The sequence below is a fragment of the Nocardiopsis changdeensis genome, assembly GCF_018316655.1.
GTDB classification, from domain to species: domain Bacteria; phylum Actinomycetota; class Actinomycetes; order Streptosporangiales; family Streptosporangiaceae; genus Nocardiopsis; species Nocardiopsis changdeensis.
Map to the genome: position 1 here is coordinate 6,230,636 of NZ_CP074133.1, position 20,870 is coordinate 6,251,505.

The window sequence follows — 20,870 nt, forward strand, 5'->3', positions numbered from 1 at the left end:
CCGCCGATGTCCACCACGTCGTACCCGACCAGCGCCCACTGGGGCAGCTACCGGGTCCTGGTCCGCGACGACCGGGTGGTGGGGGTACGGCCGGACCCGGACGACCCGGCGCCGTCCCCCGTCATGGAGAACACGCCCGTCGCCCAGCACCACGGGTCGCGCGTGGCCCGGCCCGCCGTGCGGCGGCGCTGGCTGGAGCACGGGCCCGGGCCCGACCCGCGCCGGGGCGACCCCGACGACGAGTACGTCGAGGTGGGCTGGGACCGGGTGCTGGACCTGCTCGCCGGGGAGCTGGACCGGGTGCGCACCGCGCACGGGAACGCGGCGATCTACGGCGGGTCCTACGGCTGGGGCAGCTCCGGGCGGGTGCACCACGCGCAGAGCCAGCTGCACCGCTTCCTCAACAGCATCGGCGGGTACACGCGCTCGCGCACGACCTACAGCCACGGCGCGGTGGAGACCCTGTTCCCGCGCATCATCGGCACCCCGGCCGCCAACCGGCTGCTGCACCGGGCCCCCTCGTGGGAGGTCATCCGGGAGCACACCGACCTGGTGGTGACCTTCGGCGGGCTGCGGGTCTCCAACATGTGGATGACCTCGGGCGGGCGGGCCGCGCAGACCGCCGGGCCGTCGATGCGGGCGGCCTCCGACGCGGGGGTGGGGTTCGTGTCGCTGTCGCCGCTGCGCGACGACACCCCCGACGACGTGAAGGCCGAGTGGGTGCCGCTGCGGCCGGGCACCGACACGGCGGTGCTGCTGGCGCTCATGCACGTGCTGTTCACCGAGGGCCTCGCCGACACGGCGTTCCTGGACCGGTACACCGAGGGTGCCGACGTGGTGCGCTCCTACGTCCTGGGCGGGCGCGACGAGCGCGGGAACCGCCCCGGCCTGCCCCGCACCCCCGAATGGGCGGAGCGGATCAGCGGGGTGCCCGCCGACGACATCCGCGAGCTGGCCCGGAGGATGGCCCGGGGCCGGACCCTGGTCAATGTGGGCTGGTCGGTGCAGCGCGCTCGGTACGGCGAGCAGCCGCTGTGGGCGGGGCTGGCGCTGGCCTGCTGCCTGGGCCAGGTGGGCCTGCCGGGCGCCGGGTTCGCGTCCGGGTACGGGTCCATGGGCAACTACGGCGGCGGGTCGACGCCGCTGGGGCTGCCGGTGATGCCGCAGGGCGACAACGCGGTCAAGGACTTCATCCCGGTGGCGCGCGTGTCGGACATGCTGCTGAACCCGGGCGGGACCTACCACTACGACGGCGAGGAGCGCCGCTACCCGGACATCCGGCTCGTCTACTGGGCGGGCGGCAACCCGTTCCACCACCACCAGGACCTGGCCCGGCTGACCCGGGCGTTCGGGCGGCCGGAGACCGTGGTGGTGCACGAGACGCACTGGACGGCGACCGCCCGGCACGCCGACATCGTCATCCCGTCCACGACGGTGCTGGAGCGCGACGACCTGACCGCCAGCCGGGGCGACCTCAGCCTGCGGGCGATGCCCCGCGCGGTGCCGCCGCACGGGGAGGCGCGCGACGAGTACGACACCTACGCCGACCTGGCCGAGCGCCTGGGCGTGCGGGAGGAGTTCACCGAGGGCCGCACCTCGGCCGACTGGATGCGGGAGATCTACCGGCGGTGGCGGTCGCTGGTGACGCGGCGCGGGATCGAGGTCCCGGACTTCGACGCGTTCTGGGCAGCGGGCCGGGTGGCGATGCCGGGCCGGGTCGAGGACGAGGCGCTGCTGGGCGGGTTCCGCGCCGACCCGGAGAAGAACGCGCTGCGCACGCCGAGCGGGCGGATCGAGCTGTACTCGGAGACGATCGCGTCGTTCGGGTACGAGGACTGCCCGGGGCACCCGGTGTGGCTGCCCGGTCCGGTGCTGTCGGACCGCGGCGGCGAGTTCCCGCTGGTGCTGGTGGCCAACCAGCCGACCGGGCGCCTGCACGGGCAGCAGGACATGGGCGCGCACAGCATGCGCGAGAAGGTCGGCGGCCGCGCGCCCGTCCGCCTGCACCCGGCCGACGCCGCCGCCCTGGGGATCACCGGCGGCGACCTCGTGCGCGTGGTCGGCCCGCGCGGCTCCTGCCTGGCCGGCGCCGTGCTCAGCGACGCGCTGATGCCAGGGGTGGTCCAGCTGTCGACGGGCGCCTGGTACGACCCGTCCTCGGCGGAGGCGACCTGCGTCCACGGCAACCCGAACGCCCTCATCGCCGACGAGGGCACCTCGTCCCTGAGCCAGGGCTGCACGGGGCAGCTGGCCCGGGTCCGGGTGGAGCGCTTCGACGGCACCCCGCCGCCGGTCCGCGCCTTCGTCCCGCCCCGCGGTACCACCCCGGCCTGACGGGGGGCGGGCCGGGCCCCGGCGATACGGGTGGACGCCCGGCCCGCCCCCGTCTAGGGTTCCTGGGATGAAGCTCAGACCAGGCGGCCCCGACGACCTCTCCACCGTTCTCGGCATGCTGGACGGCGCCGTCGAATGGCTCGTCGCCCACGGGCGCACCGGGCAGTGGGGCACCGAGCCCTGGTCCTCCCGGCCCCGGTCCGTCGAACGGATCAGGAAGATGCTCACCGAGGCCGAGCCCTGGATCGCCGAGGCCGACGGCGGGCCCGCGGGCGCCCTCGTGCTCGACGGCGCCCCCGGCCCCGAGCTCCCGCCCGCCAACGAGCCCGAGGTCTACGTGCGCCTCCTGGTCACCGACCGGCGCTTCGCCGGCCGCGGCGTGGGCGCCGCCCTCCTGGAGCACGCCGCCGAGGAGGCCCGCCGCCGGGACGTCTCCCTCCTGCGCGTGGACTGCTTCGCGGGCGGCGGGGGCCGCCTGGTCGCCTACTACACCGGCCAGGGCTTCACCCCCACCGAGACCTTCACCGTCGGCGACTGGCAGGGCCAGGTCCTCGCCAGGCGCGTCGGACCGCACCCGGCCGGGGAGGCCCCGGCGGACCGGTAGCCGACTCTCTGCGGACGGTCCGGCGACCCGCGGTCAGCGGACGAGGAGGCGGTCGGCGGAGCGGGGCAGCAGCAGGCCCGCGAGGCCGACGGCCGCGTACACCACCTGTCCCGGCGCGAGCATGCCCAGGACCGCCCCGCCGTTGGCCGAGGGCGAGCGCAGGAAGGCCCGCATGTCCGGGTGGGCGCGCGGCACCCCGTTCCCCGACACCAGCAGGAGCAGCACCGCGCACAGCAGCACCGCCGCCCACACCGCGTCGAACGCCGACAGCCCCCCGAACCAGGTCTGGAACCGCTCCAGCGCCAGCAGCGCGTACCCCGGCTCCCCCGCCGGGACACCCGGCGCGGCCACCGGGACCACGGCGACCGCCACCGCCGCCGCGCCCGCCATCGCCGTGACCCCGCCCGTGGCCGCCAGCCCCAGGCGCCGCGCCAGCTCCCGCGCCGTCCGGGTCAGGTCCTGCTGCGACGGGTGGTGCCGCCACGGCCGCCCCGCCGACCGGGCCTCCCCCATGGCGTTCGCCCGCCGCTGCCGCAGGAACCTCCAGGTGTCCCCCAGCACGGCCGGCCCGCGCCGCGCCGCGATGGTGCACGCCGCCAGCTCGTGCACGATCATCGCCAGCGTCGTCGTCAGCGTGACCGGCAGCTCCGCCCAGGCCAGCGCCGCCCGGCGGAACCCCGTCGCGATGTCCCCCGGCACCCGCACCCGCGTCGCCACCGCGCGTCCGCGCGCCCGCCGGCGCAGCCCCGCCAGCGGCGGCAGCCCCGGCAGCGGCGGGGTGCTCTCCGCCGCCGTCGCGATGAGCCGGTAGTCCAGCGCCACCGCGCACAGCACCAGCACCACCAGGAGGAACGGCGTCAGCACTCCCCCGCCGAGCAGCCCCAGCACCACGCCCGACGCCGGGTGCAGCGCCGCGCCGGCCAGGACCGCGTTCAGGTTCAGGTGCTCCAGGAACGCCAGCAGCACCGCCAGCGGCGGCAGCGCCCACAGCCACCGCCCCCGCCCCACGACCGCCAGCCCCAGCGCCGCCCCGACCAGGCCCGTGGTCACCGCGTGCCCGGAGAACACCGCGACCACGGCCCCGGTCCCCCGGTCCACGAGCTCGCTGCCGCCCGGCAGGAACCACCCGCCGCCGCCGGAGCCGCCGACCGCGAGCGCGGTGACCAGGTGCTCGGCCAGCTGGAACCCCGCCCCCGACGCGGCCGCCAGCAGCGCGAAGTCCACCGCCGCGAGCCTGCGCGCCCGGCGCGGCGCCACCAGCGGCAGCAGGAGCAGCGGGAGCAGCTTGCCCACCTCCTCCACCGTCACCGCCACGTAGGTGTACGGGACCACGTCGTAGGTGTCCGCGCCCAGCGCCCCCGCGACCGCCCGCTCGGCCAGCCCCATCGGCCACAGCAGCAGCGCCCCCAGCGCCGCGACCCTCAGCAGGGAGGCGAAGGCCACCGTGCGGGACCGCGCGAGCAGCGCCAGCTGGAACAGCACGGCGAAGAGCGTGACCACCGCCGGCAGGACCGGGGCCGCCACGGCGGAGACCGCCAGCGGCGCGATGGCCGCCACCGCCAGCGCCGTCCAGCCCGCCGCCCCGCGCAGCGCCCGCAGGCCGCGGGCGGCCCGCCCGCTCCGGACGCGGTCGGCCCCGGCGGCGACGCGTTCGTAGAGGTCGGGTCCCGGGGCGCGCTGGGGCCCCGCGCCGGAGCACCGGTACAGCGCCGCCGCCCGCACCAGGTCCGGGGTCTTCTCGATCTCCGCCCGCGACGCGAAGTGCGCCCGGGCCTGGGGGATGTCCGCCCCCACCAGTTCGCGCACGAAGTCCGCCGGGCCCGCCGCCACCGTCAGGTCGTCCGCGGTGATGAGCACCGCCGCCGAGAAGTCCTCCACGCACACCAGGAAGTCGGTGGGGTCGGGCCCCCACCCGCGCACCAGGTCGATGAGGGTGTCGGTGTGCAGCGGGATCTCGGTGACGGGCTCGTAGGAGAACTCGGGCCGGGTGCGGCACACCAGCAGCCGCTCCACCCCCATGGACCGCCCGGCGGCGATGACGGCGCGCACAAGGTTGCGGTCGCGCGGCACGAGGAACGGCGTGGTGACCTTGCCGTCGGCCCGGATCCACTGCGGGTCGAGCTCGGTCGCTCCGGCGCACACGCGCAGGACCAGGTCCCGCGCGAGCATGGCCTGTTCTTCCATCTGGGGATCCTCGGCCGTCTGGGGGTGGGGAGGTCGGGGCCGGGCGCCCGCGGCACCGCGGCGTTCCGGCCCGACCGAGCATAACGGCGGGACCCCGGCCCGTCAGGGGGCGGGCTCGGGCGCGGAGCCGGGCACCCGGGCGGGCCGCGGACCGGCCCCGAAGGCGTCGGCGGACAGCTGCGCGAAGTGCCGCACCCCGGGCAGGTCCAGGGCCCAGCCGGTGAACGCCCAGCCCAGGTGGAGGTGGTCGAGCGCGCGGGCCAGGGCGGGCACCCCGCTCCAGCGGACCCCCTCCGGGTTCTCGTAGGTGAGCCGGTACAGGACCTCGGGGTGTTCGTGCGCGTCCCGGATCCGGAGCGCCACCGGCGACCGCGCCTCGATCCACGCCCGCAGCCCCTGGCACAGCGAGCAGTCGGCGGCCACGTACAGGGTCCCGGCGGCCCGGTGCGGCCAGGGCCTCCAGCGGGGCAGCCAGGCCCGCACCCCGGAGCGGTAGCGGTCCCACTCGGGGCCGAAGGACTCGCGCAGCCGCTCGCCCTCGTGCCAGGCCGCGAACCCGGCGCCGTAGGCGAACGCGACGAGGGCCCCGTACAGCGGCCGCGGGTCGGCCAGGACCGCGGCCAGGACCAGGTAGACGGCGACGACGGTGGTCTGCATGGGGTTGCTCAGGTAGGCGTAGGGACCGCTGGTGACCAGGCGCTCGGGCGGGTCGTAGGGCAGCGGGGTGCCGCCGCCGACCCGGGCGAACTCCCGGGCGGCGGCCAGCCCGGGCAGCGCGGCGAACCCCAGCAGCTGCAGGGCCGCGGGGAGGCCCCCGGGTACGGAGAACCCGTCGCCGGGCAGGATGCCCAGGGCCGTGACCGGCAGCACCACCATCAGCCCGAAGGACAGCACCGCCTGCGCCCACATGCGCGCCCGCACGGCCTGGCCCCGGCGGGTCCAGTGGGCGAGCACCAGCGCGGGGATCAGGCACAGCGCCGACCCGGCGAACTCGCCGAGCAGCCAGGTGCCGTGGAGGACGACGACGGGCTCGGCCAGCGGCATGGCGATGATGTCCGCCCACACCAGCAGCGCGGTGAGCAGCGGCACCGGCAGGAACCGGAGCAGCACCGCGGGCAGGGCGCCCCACAGCAGCGCCCAGGCGAGCAGCAGGTCGACCGGGATGCCCGCCCACACGGCGCCCTCGGCGTGGAAGGACCACCAGCCCGCGTGCAGGGCGTAGAGGTTGAGCGGGATGAGGGTGAGCAGCGCCCAGGCGGTGGAGACGATCATGGCGGCGGTCTCGCGCGGCCGGGGCGGCCGCCACAGGCACAGGGCCACGAGCGGCAGGACGGGGACCGAGAGGCCGACGCCGCGGACGAGGAGGGCGGGGAGCTCGGGGCCCATCACCGGTCCTCCGCCGTGGACGCGGCGGCCCCGGCGCCGGCGGTGAAGGTCTCCGCGAGGTAGGACGCGGCCAGGTCGGTGGCGTAGGCCTGGATCGGCCCGAAGTACCAGGACGGCTCGTAGGTGCGGTCGTAGTCGATGGCCCAGTCCATGCGGGTGCCGTCCCCGTCGGCGGTCCAGGTGGCGGTGGCGCGGTGCATGTCCATCCACTTGGCGAACGCCGCGTCCTCGGTGACCTCGAACACGACCCGGCCGCCGTCGGCGCGGACCTCGCTCTCGACCACCTCCAGCTCCATGTGGCGGGGGGTGGGCTCGGAGCCGATCTGGAGGGTGGTGCGCGGGGTGAACTCGATGCGGCGGGTGTCGCCGACCTCCAGGCCGGTCCCGGTGGCGGCGACCGGCTCGGGGAAGGGAACGGCGCGCAGGAACACGGCCTCGAAGGGCCCGTAGGCGGGCGGGGCCGCCAGCGCGGCGGCGACCTCGGCGGGGTCCGCGCCGGTGGAGGCGCCGCCCTCCCCCCGGTCGGCGCGGGGCAGGAAGGAGATCCCGGCGACGCCCTCCAGGGTGAGGACGAACAGCAGCGGAACGGCGAAGAGGGCCTGGTGGGACCGGGGGCCGCCGCGGGCGATGGCGGTGGCGACCGCGGTGACCAGGGCGACCACCCCGTAGAGCAGGGGCGCGGCGATGACCAGGCAGACCATGCCCTCGCCGAGGATGACCGCGGACATGGCCAGGACCACGGTGAGGACCGCCATGGAGACGCCCATGGCGCTGCGGGGCCGGGCCGTGAACACCACGAGCAGGGCGATGCCGGTGGGCAGGCCGAGGTAGAAGAGGGCGGTCTGGTCGAGGGCTCCCCAGTGGGTCAGCCGGATCGCGACGACCGCCACCGGCAGGACCAGGACCAGGGCCGCGAGCAGCCAGCGGGACCCGCTGGCCAGGGGGTTCTCGGACACGGCGATCTCCTTCATCGTCCGGCTGAATCAATCGATTTAATCACTTGATTAAACCGTATGATGAAGAAGATCGGCAACGGCGGAGGAGCGAGGGCATGGCCAGGAGCGGCGGCGCGGGGCGGCGGACCAGCGAGGAGACCCGGGAGAAACTGATCGCGGCGGCGGCGGAGACGCTCCGCGAGGAGGGGTACGCCGGGGCGTCGGCCCGGGCCATCGCCACGCGGGCCGAGGCCAACTCGGCGCTGGTCTTCTACCACTTCGGGGGCGTGGACCAGCTGCTGCTGGCCGCGCTGGACCGGTCCAGCGCCGAGCGCATGGCCATGTACCGGGAGCTCACCGCGCCCGCGCGCACCCTGGAGGAGCTGGTGGAGGCGGCCGTCCGGATCTACCGCACCGACCTGGAGCGGGGCTACATCACCGAGTTCTCCGAGCTGGTCGCGGCGGCGGTCACCAAGCCCGAGCTGCGCGACGGGATCCGCGACCGCGCCGAGCCGTGGATCGCGTTCATCGAGCAGGAGTGGGAGCGGGTGCTGGGCGGCTCCCCGCTGGCCCGGCTGCTGCCCGCCCGGGAGGTGGCCTACGGGGCGATCACGTTCTACCTGGGTGTCAACCTGTTCTCGGTGCTGGACGAGGACCACTCGCGCACCGAGGGGGTGTTCGAGCTGGCCGGGCGGCTCGCCCCGCGGGCGAAGCTGCTCACCCTGCGGCTGCCGCGCCGGGGGCGCGGCGCGGCGGAGCCCGAGGAGGCCGGGGGCGGGGGCGGGGGCGGGGTCGACGAGGCGGGCTGACCCGGGCCGCGGGGAGCGGACGCCGTCGGCTCCGGGGCCGAGGAGACCTGCGGGGACGCGGCGGCCTCGCGAACGGGGACCCGACGGCCGGCGAAGGCGAACGTCCGAGCCGCCCGGGGAAGCCGGAGGTCGGGAGGCCTCCGGTCAGGGCGGCACGGCCGAGTGCCCCGGGAAAGGGAGCGATCAGGGGACGTCGCACGGCCGCCCCCGCCCTCCCCCGAAGACGGGGGCGGCCGAAAGGCCGAGGGGGAAGATCATCCGGAAGACCGAGGTCGGCGGCACCGGCGAACCATAGGGTGGAACCCACAGTCGAGCACGGGAGAAGTCCATGACGCACGGGATCGACGACATCGAGGTGGCGCCGGGGATCGTCTTCCCCGACACCTCCGACGGGCGCACCCACGTGGCGGGCGCGATCATCGCCGCCCCGGACGGGCGCATCTTCGCCCAGCGGCGGTCCCCGCACCGCAAGGTGTTCCCGCACTGCTGGGACATCGTCGGCGGGCACGTCGAGCCCGGCGAGACCATGCTGGCCGGCCTGGTCCGCGAGGTCGAGGAGGAGACCGGCTGGCGGCTGCGCCGGGTGGAGGCGGAGCTGTTCCGCCTCGACTGGGACCCGGGCGACGGGCTCACCCGGCACGAGGTGGACTACCTGGTGCGGGTGGACGGCGACCTGGAGGCGCCGCGGCTGGAGGCGGACAAGCACACCGAGTTCATGTGGGTGGACGAGGAGAAGGTGCCGCTGCTGCGCGACGCCCGCGACCCGGGCGACTACTTCATCACCGACATCGTCAAACTCGGCCTGGACGCCGCCCGCCCACGCTGACCCGGGGCCCCGGGCGAGGCCCCGCCCGGAGGCGCGCCGCCTCTGGCAGCCACATGCCGTCGAGCACGGTGACCGGCCGGACGAAGTCACACCACGGGGAGGGGCACGCCCAAGGGCCCCGGTTCGCGGTCGCTCGATGATCCGCACGCCGACGGGGCCCTCGCATCCCGCTCGACGGGTACACCGCTCCGAACGTCAGGGCTCGGCGCCTTGGCAGAGAGAGGATGCGCTCAGCGGCCGCGGGGATGCCGCAGGGGCAGTCCGCGTTCGCGCTCGAGACGTTCGAGGAAGTCGACCAGGTCGGCCCGCTCCGCGGTCACCGCCCCCACTCCACGTACTCGGGGGTGTCGGCGGCCCCCGCACTCGCGGCCTCCGCACGCAGGATCTCCCGCACCGAGCGCTGCGGAACCGGGCGAGGGCCCCCGGGACGCCCCCGCCGCTGTTCGCGCTTGCGGCTCACCGGCGGCCCTCCACGCGGACCAGGGTCGGGTCGTCGGCGTCCCAGGCCACCAGGGCCTCGTCGCCGGGGGCGAAGTCGAAGCCCACGTCGTCCGTGGTCTGGGTGTAGCGGAGGCCGTCGACCTCGTACTCCAGGGCGACCAGATCCCGGCAGCCCCGGGAGTTGCCGACCACGTCGCCGCAGCCCGCGGCGAGCACCCGGGCGGTGCCCTCCTCGGGGGTCTCCACGTCGGCCGCGACGGACACGAACACCAGCAGCACGATCGGTGCCGTGCAGGCCACGCCGAGAAGGCCCATGTACAGGCCGCCGCGGAACAGCCGGGGCGGGACCGGCTCGCGCCTGCCGGGAACGCGCTCCAGGTAACGGAGCCGGCCCTGGAAGAGCATGTCGAGGCCGGGCGGCAGCAGGGCCGCGCCGACCAGGCCGAGCACGGGGAACAGCGGGCCGTCGCCCCAGGTGTCGAACCCGTACAGGGAGCCCGCCATGAGCGCGAGGGCACAGGCCGTGAGGACGGATCCGGGGACCGACCAGAGGACCACCGGCAGGCCGAACGCCCCCTCGGGCGGGCGGCCGTGTTGCCGGGCGCGGATCCGGGCCCGGTAGGCCCGGGCGCGGGGCCCGTTCGGGTGGCGCAGGACGAGGAGGACGGCGACCGGGAGGAGGGGGACCGCGAAGAGGAGCGGGGGCACCCACAGGGTGTCGCCGACCGTCGCCTCCCAGGGGTCGTGGGGCAGGTAGCGGACCGTGACGTCGAGGGGGTCGCCGCGCCGGTACCCGCCTCGCGCGGTGGCGGTCACCTCGGTCCCGTCCGCGGTGGTGAAGACCACGACGGGCCGTCCGCGCTCGACCTCCACCACCGTGCCGGGAGCGGTCACCGAGTCCGTCTCGTAGGCCAGCCGGGTGACCACGTCCCCGACACCGAGGGCGCCGAGGAGGGCGAGGGCGACACCGAGGAACGGCATGAAGACGAAGATCCGCGCGAAGACCGCACCGGGCTTCGGGGGCTCCTCCACGGGGGCGGGGTGGGGGTTCAGGGGTGGGCCTCCTCGTCCGCTCTGCCGGAAGCACGGGAATCCGTATCCGCTTTGTCCTTTTCATGGACGTATGAGGAAACAGAACGGTTTCCTTGCCGGGCCGGGATCCCGGCGCCCGGTGAGCACGGCGCTTCGAGGCCGAGCGCCGGAGCCCCCGTCCGGGCCGGGACGCCCCGGCCCCGGGGACGGCCAGGGCCGCGAGGCCGGCACCGGTCCGGGCGGGGGGCGGGTCCGGCGGGAACACGTGCTTCCGGCCGGGGCGGGGGTCAGGGGGTGGCGGAGGCCCGGATGGCGAGGAGGGCGGCGGGGATGCCGTCGAGGAGGTCCGAGGCGCTGACGGGGGCGCCCGCGCGGACCAGGGTGGCGGCGCGCCCGTGCAGGTGGGCGCCGCAGACGGCGGCCTCCGTGGCGGGCAGGCCCGCCGCCATGAGCGCCCCGACGATCCCCGACAGGACGTCACCGGAGCCCGCGGTGGCCAGCAGCGGGGTCCCCGTCGCGTTGACGGCGACCGGCGAGCCCGGGTGGGCGATGAGGGTCGTCGAGCCCTTGAGCAGCACCGTGCAGTCCAGTTCGCGCGCCGCCCGGGTGGCGTGCTCCAGGCGCCGCGCCTCCACCTCCTCGCGGTCGGTGCCCAGCAGCCGGGACAGTTCGCCCGCGTGCGGGGTGACCAGGGTCGGCGCCGTGCGCTCGCGCACCAGGTCCGCCAGGGCGCCGTCGCCCAGGAGCGTGATGGCGTCGGCGTCCGCGAGGACCGGCAGGTCGCTCTCCAGCACCACGCGGAGCTCGTCGGCGTTGCCGGGCCGGGTCCCGCGCCCCGGGCCGATGACGGCCGCCGCGGCCCGGCCCGGGTCCAGGCGGGTGCTGCTCAGCGGGTCGTTGACCTCGGCGACGACCTCGGGCCAGCGGGCGAGCACCTGGTCGACGACCGGCTCGGCCCCCGCGTAGCGGACCATGCCCACCCCGGTGCGCAGCGCCCCGCCGACGGTGAGGACGGCGGCGCCCCTGTAAGGAGCCGATCCCGCCCGGACGGCGAGGACGCCACGCCGGTACTTGTCGGACTCCGGCCCCGGGACGGGGAGCAGCGCGGCGACGTCGGCGTCGTCGAAGGACAGCAGGGCCGGGCCCGGCAGCTCGGGCCCCAGGCCGATGTCCACCGGGTGCACGCGCCCCGCGCGGGCGGCCCCCGGGTCGACGAGCAGGCCCGGCTTGTGGGTGCCGAACGTGACGGTGACGTCGGCGCGGACGGCGGCCCCGGCCACCTCGCCGGTGTCGGCGTCCACCCCGCTGGGCAGGTCGACGGCGACCACCGGCGCCGGGGCGTTGGCGGCCAGCACCGCGAGCGCGGCGAACGGGGGCCGCAGCCCGCCGCGGCCGCCGATGCCGAGCAGGCCGTCGACGATGAGGTCGGCGTCGAACAGGGCGTCCTCGGCGCGGTCGGCCGGGACGACGCGCCCGCCCGCCGCCCGCAGGGCGGCCAGGCCCCCTCGTGGGCGCGCCCGGCGGCCGGGACGGCGCGGACGGCGGCGCCCCGGGCGGCCAGGTCGGCGCCCGCGTAGAGGGCGTCGCCGCCGTTGTCGCCCGGGCCGACGAGCAGCACGACGCGCGCCCCGTACACGCGCGGGAGGAGGCGGGCGCATTCCACCGCGAGGCCGGCGGCGGCGCGGCGCATGAGCGCTCCTCCGGGCAGCCGGGCCATGAGCGCGGCCTCGGCCTCGCGGACGACGCCGACGGTGTGTGCGTAGCGCACGGGCGGACCTCCCGGGAAGGTGGCGGAAGCACCATCGTGCCGTATGGGAGCGGTGGGGCACAGGGGGCGCCACGCGGGGGATTTTCCGACCGGATATCACCATTCCGCTACACAACGGAGTGCCTTCTTGACACACTGGAGTCATGCCACGACCGAGCAAGTACGTCTCCCGGTCCGACCTCGGCTGGGGTCCCTCTCCCGCCGGGCACGCCGATCCCAAGAGCGGCCTGGTCGTCCACTACGACAGCGTCGACCAGAACCTCGCGAACAGGGACCACTCGGCCTGCATCGCCTATTGGAAGAGCACCCGCCGCTTCCACACCGGCCCGAGCAGGGGCTGGGCGGACATCGGCTACTGCGTGGACGAGGACACGCAGATCCTCACCGAGGACGGGTGGCGCCCCTTCGACGCCATCGCCCCCGGCGACCTCGTCCTGACCCTGGACCACACCACCGGCCTGTCCCGCTGGCAGCCCCTGCTGGCGGTGAACGTCTTCCCCGCGGTACCGCGCGAGCTCCTCCTCATGGAGGGCCGCGGCCACTCCTCCCTCAGCACGCCGGGCCACCGCTGGCCGGTGGAGCGCAGGACCGGCAGACCGGGTCGCGACCCGAGGCCCGGCAGCGGTTTCGCCCCCGCCTGGACGACCAGCGGGGAGCTGACCGTCCGCGACCGCATCCGCACCGCCGCCCCCTGCGCGGACCTGCCCGGCCGGGCCAAGTGGTCCGACGCCCTGGTGGAGCTGGTGGCCTGGGCGTGGTCGGTGCCGGGTCCGGGAACGGTGGTCCGGCGTCCGCTGCGGCGCGGCACCGAGGACGCGGCCCGGGTGCGCGCCCTGCTGCACGGCCTGTTCGGCGCCGCGGCCGCGGGCGCCCCCGAGCGGCCGGACGCGGTGGCCTGGTGGGAGGAGCACACCTCGGCGGAGGCGGTGTTCCGGCTGTCGGCGGGCGCCGAGGGGGCGCTGGCCGAGCAGATGCCGGGGGGTGTGCCCTCGCACGGGTTCCTGAGGTCGCTGACCCGCGCCCAGCTCGACCTGTTCCTGCGGGTCGTCATGGCCTCGGCCGGCCGGGACGACCGGTTCCTGGACCGGCCGGACGAGGCGGGCGCCGAGGCGTTCCGGTTCGCGGCGGTCCTGGCCGGGCGGACGGCGTCGGTGCGCGGCGTCCCGCTCGGGGGGTGGCGGGTGGAGCTGTCGGCGGAGCAGACCTTCAGCCCCAGGGCGGTGGCGGCCCGCACCGACGGGTTCACGGTCGAACGCGTCCGCCACACGGGCCGGATCTGGTGCCCCACCACCCCGGACGGCACCTGGCTGGCCCGGCGGGCGGGCACCGCCTACTTCACCGGGAACTCGTTCATGGCCTGCCCGCACGGCCACGTGCTGGAGGGCCGCGGGCTGTACCGCGTCCAGGCCGCCCAGCCCGGCGGCAACTCCTCGCACTACAGCGTCACCCTGGCCACCGGCCCCAAGGATCCCGTCACCCCGGAGCAGATCGAGGCGGTCCGGCAGCTGCGGCAGTGGCTGATGGAGCCGGACACCTCCATCTCCGGCAAGGTCTTGGGGCACCGGGACTTCATCGCCACCTCCTGCCCCGGAGACAAGGCCTACCGGATGGTCCGGGACGGCACCTTCAGCAAGCCCCCGAGCGGATCCGAAGGAGACGACGACATGCCCAGGCACCGCAGGTTCGAGAAGGACAGCGCCCAGGAGCTTCCCGCCGGGACGTGGACGTCCCTGAAGTTCGACCGGCTCCACGACGGGCGCACCGGGGAGCTGTACTCGCTAGTGGGCGTCGACGAGCCGGACGGCGCCCTGTACGACCTGTCGGTGGGGGTGGTGCTGGAGGACCTGCCGACGGGCACCGAGGTGCAGCTGCGCGCCACCGAGTACGAGCAGGACGGGGACGGCGGCTGGAAGGTGGCCCGCAACCGGCCGATCGACTCCCCCCTCCAGGCGGCGGGGTTCGGGCACTTCACCTACACGTGGAAGGGGAACCTGGCGGCGGGCCGCCGGGTCCGGGTGCGCGTGGCCCAGTACGGCGAGCGGCCGGCGCGGATCAAGGAGGCCACCGCCGAGGTCTTCTACTGGCCCAAGTGACACGGGCGCGGGGTCGTTGATCGGTGACCCTCGGGGCCGGATGCTGGACCCGACCGGCGACCGGCCCCGAGGAGTCCGCATGCCCGAGCACCACCGTTTCACGAAGGACACCCGCGTCACCCTGGCCCCGGCGACCTGGCACGACATCGGGTTCGACCACCGCGGGGACGGAACGGCGGACGTCCGGGTGCTGGCGCTGGAGGGGCGCTACGACCTTTCGGTGGGGGTGACCCTGATGGGGGTCACCCCGGGCACCGAGGTGCAGCTGCGCGCGGTCGAGTTCGACGCGGGCGGCGGCGCGCTCTCCGAGCGGCCGGCGGGCAGCGCCGTGCACGCCATCGGCCGGGGCCGGTTCGCGTACTCGTGGAAGGGCACCGTCCCCGAGGGCGGCTGGGTGGGGGTGCGGGTGATCCAGTTCGGCCAGTCCGACGCCCACCTGGTGTCCGCCGAGGCCGACGTCTTCACCTGGCCCGCCTGACCCCGGGCGCCACTCGCGGCCGCCCCGTCGCCGTCCCGGTCCGGGTGCCCCCTGGCCCGGGCCCCCGCGCCGGACGGGCACCGCGGTTCCGGTGGTACCCGGGGGCTCCGCACCAGGCACCCGCGTCCGCCCCGCACGGGAACGCCCCCGCCGCCTGTCGGCGGACGGCCCCGCACGCGAAGGCCGCCGCTGCGGCCGTCCGCGCCCGCGCCGGGGGCGGGCACGGGGACGCCCCCCGCCCGAGGGGAACGGGGGGCGTCCGCGGGGAGGGGCGGGGGCCTACAGCCGGTCCCAGGCCTCGGTGAGGACCTTGCGCAGGATCGACTCGATCTCCACGAAGTGCTCCGGGCCGCAGGTGAGCGGCGGGGAGAGCTGGATGACCGGCTCGCCGCGGTCGTCGGCGCGGCAGATGAGCCCGGCGTCGAACAGCGCGCCCGACAGGAAGCCCTTGAGGAGGCGGTGCGACTCCTCGTCGCTGAACGTCTCCTTGGTCTCCTTGTCCTTCACCAGCTCGATGCCGTAGAAGTACCCGTCGCCGCGCACGTCGCCCACGATCGGCAGGTCCAGGAGCTTCTCCAGGGTCGCCCGGAACACCGGTGCGTTGCGGCGGACGTTGTCGAGGATGCCCTCGCTCTCGAACAGGTCGAGGTTGGCCAGCGCCGCCGCGGCCGCCACCGGGTGGCCGGCGAAGGTGATGCCGTGCAGGAAGGAGGACCCCTTCTCCTTGAACGGCTCCATGAGCTTCTCGCGGGCGATCATGCCGCCCAGCGGGACGTACCCGCTGGTGGCGCCCTTGGCGAAGGTGATCATGTCCGGCACGTAGCCGTACCTGGTGGCGCCGAAGTACTCGCCCAGGCGGCCGAACGCGCAGATGACCTCGTCGGACACCATGAGCACGCCGTACCGGTCGCAGATCTCGCGGACCCGCCGGAGGTACCCGGGCGGCGGCGGGAAGCAGCCGCCGGAGTTCTGGACGGGCTCCACGTAGACCGCGGCGATGGTGTCCGGGTCGTTCTGGACGATCGCCTCCTCGATCTGGTCGGCGGCCCAGCGGCCGAACGCCTCGATGTCGTCGCCGTGCAGGGGCGCCCGGTAGAAGTTGGTGTTCGGCACCTGGAGGGTGCTGGGGACCAGCGGCTCGAACGGGGTCTTGATGCCCTGGAGGCCGGTGATGGACAGGGCGCCCATGCTGGTGCCGTGGTAGGCGATGCGCCGGCTGATCACCTTGTGCCGGGTGGGCTCGCCGATCGCCTTGAAGTACTGGCGGGCCAGCTTCCAGGCGGACTCCACGGCCTCGGAGCCGCTGGTGGTGAAGAAGACGCGGTTCAGGTCGCCGGGCGCCAGGGAGGCGATCCGCTCGGCGAGCTCGACGGCCTTGGGGTGCGCGTACGTCCAGATGGGGAAGTACGCCAGCTCGCGGGCCTGCTCGGCGATGGCGTCGGCGATCTCGGCGCGGCCGTGGCCGACCTGGCTGACGAAGAGTCCCGCGAGCCCGTCGAGGTACCGCTTGCCCTTGTCGTCGTAGACGTACACGCCCTCGCCGCGGCTGATGACGGGGACGTCGGCGTCGTTGTAGGCGGCCATCTCCGTGAAGTGCATCCACAGGTGGTCCTTGGCGGCCTGCTGGAGGTGCTCAGGACTCATGTGCGCTGCCACTTGATGCTCCAAGCTCGTCGGTAACGCGGGGACCACGCTCGGGTCGACCCGGGGGTCACATGCTCGACCCTCTCAATAGAAATAGTCGCACCGTTCCATGTTCTGTCAAGTATCCGTTGGGAAATCTAATCTTTACAACGGAATCCATTGGCAGATCTTGATCTCGCCGTTGCCGGATGGCAGTGTGACAGATCACAGCGCTATGCGCGCGCGCATCAACAGCCAGTCGGCGCACCGACGCGCCCGACCGACCCGGGAGCAGAGCACCGTGACCCAAGACCTGCGCAACTTCGTCAACGGCGAGTACGTGGACACGGCCGACGGGATCCGCAGCGACCTCGTCGACCCGGCCACCGGGAAGGTCTTCGCCACCGCCCCGGTCTCCACCGCCGAGGACGTCGACGCGGCGTTCCAGGCCGCCCGCACCGCCTTCGAGAAGGGCTGGCGCGACTGGACCCCGGCCGAACGGCAGATCGCCCTCAACAGGTTCGCCGACCGGGTGGAGGAACGCGCGGACGAACTCGTCGCCGCCGAGGTCCAGAACTGCGGCAAGCCCGTCGAGCTCACCAGGAGCGAGGAGATCGCGCAGGTGCTGGACGCCCTGCGCTTCTTCGCGGGCGCCACCCGCAACCTGGAGGGCCGCGCCGCCGGGGAGTACCTCGCCGACCACACCTCCTGGATCCGCCGCGAGCCCATCGGCGTCGTCGGCCAGATCACCCCGTGGAACTACCCGATGGCCATGGCGGCCTGGAAGATCGGCCCCGCCCTGGCCGCGGGCAACACCATCGTCCTCAAGCCCTCCGACACCACCCCGGTCTCCACCCTGCTGCTGGCGGAGATCGCCGCCGAGTTCCTGCCGCCGGGCGTGTTCAACGTGGTCGCGGGCGACCGCGACACCGGCCGCGCCCTGGTCGAGCACCCGGTCCCGGGCCTGATCTCCCTCACCGGCTCCACCCGGGCCGGGTACGAGGTGGCGCAGTCCGGGTCCAAGGACCTCAAGCGCCTGCACCTGGAGCTGGGCGGCAAGGCCCCGGTCATCGTCTTCGACGACGCCGACATCGAGCGGGCCGCCGCGGGCATCGCCGAGGCGGGGTACTTCAACGCCGGCCAGGACTGCACCGCCGCCACCCGGGTGCTGGCCGCGCCGGGCGTCCACGACGACCTGGCCGCCGCCCTGGCCGAGCAGGCCCGCAACACCGTCACCGGCCCGCCGAGCAACGCCGACGCCGCGTTCGGCCCGGTCAACAACGCGAACCAGCTGGCGCGGGTGAGCGGCTTCCTGGACCGGGCGCCCGACCACGCCGAGGTGCTGGCGGGCGGCTCCCGGGTCGGCGACGAGGGCTACTTCTACGCCCCGACCGTCGTCTCGGGCCTGCGCCAGGGCGACGAGCTGGTCACCGACGAGATCTTCGGACCGGTCATCACGGTGCAAAGGTTCACCGATGAGGACACCGCGGTCGCGTGGGCCAACTCGGTGGAGTACGGGCTCGCCTCCAGTGTGTGGACCAGGGACCACGCCCGGGCCCTGCGGGTCTCGCGCCGCCTCGACTTCGGGTGCGTGTGGATCAACACCCACATCCCGATCACCGCGGAGATGCCGCACGGCGGCTTCAAGCACTCGGGGTACGGCAAGGACCTGTCCATGTACTCCTTCGACGAGTACACCCGCGTCAAGCACGTCATGAGCTACATCGGCGAGTGACACGCCCCGGCCGGTACGCCCGGGCGGACCGGCCGCCTCCCGGTACGGCAACGAGCAAGCGACAGGACCACCCCCACCATGGCCACTACCAGCACCACAGCACCGGAGACGCCCGACGTGGAGACCGCAGCCGCGCGGCAGCCCGCGATCAGCCTGGAGGGGGTGTCCAAGTCCTTCCGCTCCGGCTCCGAGACCGTGAACGCCGTCGACGGCGTCGACCTGGCCATCGAACAGGGCGAGTTCTTCTCCCTGTTGGGCCCCTCCGGCTGCGGCAAGACCACCACCATGAGGATGATCGCGGGCTTCGAGGAGCCCACCCGGGGCGTCGTCCGGCTCAACGGGCAGGACGTCACCGGGGTCCCCGCCAACCGCCGCGACGTCAACATGGTCTTCCAGAGCTACGCGCTGTTCCCGCACATGAGCGTCGCGGACAACGTCGCCTTCGGCCTCAGGCGCAGGGGCGTCGCCAAGGACGAGATCAGGCGGCGCGTCGGCGAGATGCTCGAACTGGTCGAACTCGGGCACCGGGCCAAGCACCGGCCGTCCCAGCTCTCCGGCGGGCAGCAGCAGCGGGTGGCCCTGGCCCGCGCCCTGGTCAACCAGCCCGCCGCCCTGCTGCTCGACGAGCCCCTGGGCGCCCTGGACCTCAAGCTCCGCCAGGCGATGCAGGTGGAGCTCAAGCGCATCCAGCGCGAGGTCGGCATCACCTTCGTCTACGTCACCCACGACCAGGGGGAGGCGCTGACCATGTCCGACCGCATCGCGGTGATGAACCACGGCCGGGTCGAGCAGCTGGGCACCCCGGCGCAGGTGTACGAGCGGCCGGCCACCCGGTTCGTGGCCGACTTCATCGGCACCAGCAACCTGATCAAGGGCACGGTGGTCGGCGGGTCCGACGGAGCGTGGCGGGTGGAGGTCGCCGACGGCGCCACCGCCCTGCTCGCGGAGCTGCCCGCGGCGCTGGCCGCGCAGGGGTCGGAGGCGGCCGGATCCGCGGTCTGCCTGACCGTGCGCCCGGAGAAGATCCGCATCGGCGCCGAGCGGCCGGACGAGGGGGTCAGCGCCGTTCCCGGCACCGTCACCGAGACCGTCTACCTGGGGTCGGCCACCCACTACCAGGTGGACATCGGCGGCGGCGAGACCGTCACGGTGTACCTGCAGAACTCCTCCGACTCCACCCTGGCCGCCGACCGCGGCGACCGCGTGTGGCTGTCCTGGCCCGCCCACCACTCCTACCCCCTGCTGGCCTGACCTCTGCGGCCCCCACTCCCCCGAGGCGCCGACCGGAACCGGCGCCACCGGCCACGAACCCCCCGCTCTCCCCGGCGGAACACCGGAAGACCAAGGAACGACCCATGAACAACCGCTCGCGCGCCGGCATCGACCCCGCACTCCTCCGCGGCCTCACCCGGGCACGCCGCAGCCCCCTCGGGCCGCCCGGCCTGACCCGGCGGCGCACCCTCCAGGCCGGCGGAGCGGCGGCCGCCGCCCTCGCCCTGTCCGCGTGCGGGGTCGGGGGGCAGCAGCGCGACCCCGCCGCCGACGCGAACTTCTGGGAGGGCAAGGAGCGCACCGGCAACCTGCGCTGGGCCAACTGGCCGCTGTACATGGACTCCGAGCGCACCCAGATCCAGCAGTTCACCGAGGCCACCGGCATCGAGGTCGAGTACAAGGAGGACGTGCAGGAGGCGGCCTCGTTCTTCGGCCAGATCCAGCCCAAGCTCGCCGCCGAGGACGACCTCGGCTACGACCTGATCGTGCTGCCCAACGGGTTCGAGCTGGCCAAGCTCATCGAGCTGGGCTACCTGATCCAGCTCGACCACTCGCAGCTGCCGAACTTCGCCGAGTACGCGGGCGAGATCTACAAGAACAGCGCCTTCGACCCGGGCAACAGGTACACGGTCCCCTACGCCTCCGGCATCACCGGCATCGCGTACAACCCCGAGTTCATCGACCGGGAGATCACCAGCATCCAGGACCTGTGGGACCCGGCCTTCGAGGGCAAGGTCGGCATGTTCTCCGACCCCCAGGAGATCGCCAACTTCGGCCTGCTGGCCACCGGCGTCACACCGGCCGACTCCACCTCCGCGGACTGGGAGGCGGCCGCCGACAGGCTCCGCGAGCAGCGCGACTCCGGCATCGTGCGCGCCTACTACGACCAGGACTTCATCCAGCCGCTCACCAACGGCGACCTGTGGATCACCATGGCCTGGTCCGGCGACATCTACCAGCAGAACTCCGAGGAGGGGACGAACCTGAAGTTCGTCATCCCCGAGGAGGGCGCCACCCTGTGGACCGACAACCTCATGATCCCGTACACCACCCAGGCCCCGGTGGACGCGATCGAGCTCATGAACTTCCTGTACGAGCCGGAGATCGCCACCGGCCTCACCGAGTACATCGCCTACATCTCACCGGTCCCCCACGCCCAGGAGGTCATGCTGGAGTGGGCGGCGGCCGAGGGCGACAGCGACCGCGGCACGGCGCTGACCGAGATGGCCGAGAGCCCCCTGGTGTTCCCCACCGAGGAGGACTACCAGAGGCTGCACAACTTCGTCGTCCTGCCGACCGAGGAGCAGGATGGGTTCTCGTCCCTGTTCCAGGCCGTCACGCAGAGCTGAC

General features: G+C 74.5%; 14 protein-coding genes and 1 pseudogene. 9 read left to right on the forward strand and 6 right to left on the reverse strand.

Annotated elements, in window-relative coordinates; translation table 11 throughout:
- The first annotated feature begins 6 nt into the window (after positions 1-6).
- Both KGD84_RS27945 and KGD84_RS27950 read left to right on the forward strand, forming a co-directional pair.
- Positions 7-2,334, forward strand: coding sequence for a molybdopterin-dependent oxidoreductase (locus KGD84_RS27945; protein WP_220563323.1), 2,328 nt, complete (start codon positions 7-9; stop codon positions 2,332-2,334).
- A 67-nt stretch (positions 2,335-2,401) separates the two neighbouring features.
- Complete coding sequence (locus KGD84_RS27950) at positions 2,402-2,938, forward strand: GNAT family N-acetyltransferase (protein WP_220563324.1); 537 nt, start codon at positions 2,402-2,404, stop codon at positions 2,936-2,938.
- Between the two features lie 33 nt (positions 2,939-2,971).
- Here the strand turns inward: KGD84_RS27950 and KGD84_RS27955 are convergent, their stop codons facing one another.
- The 3 genes from KGD84_RS27955 to KGD84_RS27965 all read right to left on the reverse strand — a co-directional run bounded on the left by KGD84_RS27955 (position 2,972) and on the right by KGD84_RS27965 (position 7,464).
- Positions 2,972-5,122 carry a PrsW family intramembrane metalloprotease gene (locus KGD84_RS27955; RefSeq protein WP_220563325.1) on the reverse strand — a complete coding sequence of 717 codons (2,151 nt, stop codon included), beginning with the start codon at positions 5,120-5,122 and terminating at the stop codon, positions 2,972-2,974.
- Between the two features lie 102 nt (positions 5,123-5,224).
- A complete protein-coding gene (locus KGD84_RS27960) occupies positions 5,225-6,508 on the reverse strand; it encodes a methyltransferase (RefSeq protein ID WP_220563326.1) in 1,284 nt (427 codons plus the stop codon).
- Positions 6,508-7,464: a hypothetical protein gene (locus KGD84_RS27965; protein ID WP_370634598.1), complete on the reverse strand. Its 957-nt coding sequence runs from the start codon at positions 7,462-7,464 to the stop codon at positions 6,508-6,510. Before KGD84_RS27965 ends, KGD84_RS27960 begins: the two co-directional genes overlap by 1 nt.
- A gap of 95 nt (positions 7,465-7,559) precedes the next feature.
- Here KGD84_RS27965 and KGD84_RS27970 point away from each other — a divergent pair, with 95 nt between their 5' ends.
- Positions 7,560-8,252 (forward strand): TetR/AcrR family transcriptional regulator, encoded by a 693-nt coding sequence (locus tag KGD84_RS27970; RefSeq protein ID WP_220563327.1) that lies wholly within the window; start codon positions 7,560-7,562, stop codon positions 8,250-8,252.
- A 328-nt stretch (positions 8,253-8,580) separates the two neighbouring features.
- Positions 8,581-9,078: an NUDIX domain-containing protein gene (locus KGD84_RS27975; RefSeq protein WP_220563328.1), complete on the forward strand. Its 498-nt coding sequence runs from the start codon at positions 8,581-8,583 to the stop codon at positions 9,076-9,078.
- Positions 9,079-9,534: 456 nt separating this feature from the next.
- Here KGD84_RS27975 and KGD84_RS27980 read toward each other — a convergent pair whose 3' ends face one another.
- Both KGD84_RS27980 and KGD84_RS27985 read right to left on the reverse strand, forming a co-directional pair.
- On the reverse strand, positions 9,535-10,551 hold the full coding sequence (locus KGD84_RS27980; protein ID WP_220563329.1) for a DUF3592 domain-containing protein: 1,017 nt from the start codon (positions 10,549-10,551) through the stop codon (positions 9,535-9,537).
- 287 nt (positions 10,552-10,838) lie between these two features.
- Positions 10,839-12,319: pseudogene (locus KGD84_RS27985) on the reverse strand (NAD(P)H-hydrate dehydratase).
- A 143-nt stretch (positions 12,320-12,462) separates the two neighbouring features.
- Here KGD84_RS27985 and KGD84_RS27990 point away from each other — a divergent pair.
- Together KGD84_RS27990 and KGD84_RS27995 are read left to right on the forward strand one after the other, a co-directional pair.
- The gene (locus KGD84_RS27990; protein WP_220563331.1) at positions 12,463-14,412 is read left to right on the forward strand and encodes an N-acetylmuramoyl-L-alanine amidase; all 1,950 of its coding nucleotides are present in this window, start codon (positions 12,463-12,465) and stop codon (positions 14,410-14,412) included.
- A gap of 79 nt (positions 14,413-14,491) precedes the next feature.
- Complete coding sequence (locus KGD84_RS27995) at positions 14,492-14,890, forward strand: hypothetical protein (protein ID WP_220563332.1); 399 nt, start codon at positions 14,492-14,494, stop codon at positions 14,888-14,890.
- Positions 14,891-15,169: 279 nt separating this feature from the next.
- Here the strand turns inward: KGD84_RS27995 and KGD84_RS28000 are convergent, their stop codons facing one another.
- Entirely contained in the window at positions 15,170-16,534 is a 1,365-nt protein-coding gene (locus KGD84_RS28000) for an aspartate aminotransferase family protein (RefSeq protein WP_220563333.1), read from the reverse strand.
- 214 nt (positions 16,535-16,748) lie between these two features.
- Between KGD84_RS28000 and KGD84_RS28005 the strand changes: the two genes are divergently transcribed.
- The 3 genes from KGD84_RS28005 (at position 16,749) to KGD84_RS28015 (ending at position 20,869) form a co-directional block, all read left to right on the forward strand.
- On the forward strand, positions 16,749-18,248 hold the full coding sequence (locus KGD84_RS28005; protein WP_255646850.1) for a gamma-aminobutyraldehyde dehydrogenase: 1,500 nt from the start codon (positions 16,749-16,751) through the stop codon (positions 18,246-18,248).
- A gap of 78 nt (positions 18,249-18,326) precedes the next feature.
- A complete protein-coding gene (locus tag KGD84_RS28010) occupies positions 18,327-19,499 on the forward strand; it encodes an ABC transporter ATP-binding protein (protein ID WP_220563334.1) in 1,173 nt (390 codons plus the stop codon).
- A 104-nt stretch (positions 19,500-19,603) separates the two neighbouring features.
- Positions 19,604-20,869, forward strand: a complete 1,266-nt coding sequence (locus KGD84_RS28015; RefSeq protein ID WP_220563335.1) for an ABC transporter substrate-binding protein — start codon at positions 19,604-19,606, stop codon at positions 20,867-20,869.
- The last annotated feature ends 1 nt before the right edge of the window (position 20,870 follow it).

Excerpts from the sequence above, each read along its gene's own strand:
- KGD84_RS28015 (WP_220563335.1), top strand. The coding sequence starts at position 19,604 with ATGAACAACCGCTCGCGCGCCGGCATCGACCCCGCACTCCTCCGCGGC.
- KGD84_RS27975 (WP_220563328.1), top strand. The coding sequence starts at position 8,581 with ATGACGCACGGGATCGACGACATCGAGGTGGCGCCGGGGATCGTCTTC.
- KGD84_RS27995 (WP_220563332.1), top strand. The coding sequence starts at position 14,492 with ATGCCCGAGCACCACCGTTTCACGAAGGACACCCGCGTCACCCTGGCC.
- KGD84_RS27960 (WP_220563326.1), bottom strand. The coding sequence starts at position 6,508 with ATGGGCCCCGAGCTCCCCGCCCTCCTCGTCCGCGGCGTCGGCCTCTCG.
- KGD84_RS27950 (WP_220563324.1), top strand. The coding sequence starts at position 2,402 with ATGAAGCTCAGACCAGGCGGCCCCGACGACCTCTCCACCGTTCTCGGC.
- KGD84_RS27945 (WP_220563323.1), top strand. The coding sequence starts at position 7 with ATGTCCACCACGTCGTACCCGACCAGCGCCCACTGGGGCAGCTACCGG.
- KGD84_RS28000 (WP_220563333.1), bottom strand. The coding sequence starts at position 16,534 with ATGAGTCCTGAGCACCTCCAGCAGGCCGCCAAGGACCACCTGTGGATG.
- KGD84_RS28005 (WP_255646850.1), top strand. The coding sequence starts at position 16,749 with ATGCGCGCGCGCATCAACAGCCAGTCGGCGCACCGACGCGCCCGACCG.
- KGD84_RS27990 (WP_220563331.1), top strand. The coding sequence starts at position 12,463 with ATGCCACGACCGAGCAAGTACGTCTCCCGGTCCGACCTCGGCTGGGGT.
- KGD84_RS27970 (WP_220563327.1), top strand. The coding sequence starts at position 7,560 with ATGGCCAGGAGCGGCGGCGCGGGGCGGCGGACCAGCGAGGAGACCCGG.
- KGD84_RS27955 (WP_220563325.1), bottom strand. The coding sequence starts at position 5,122 with ATGGAAGAACAGGCCATGCTCGCGCGGGACCTGGTCCTGCGCGTGTGC.
- KGD84_RS28010 (WP_220563334.1), top strand. The coding sequence starts at position 18,327 with ATGGCCACTACCAGCACCACAGCACCGGAGACGCCCGACGTGGAGACC.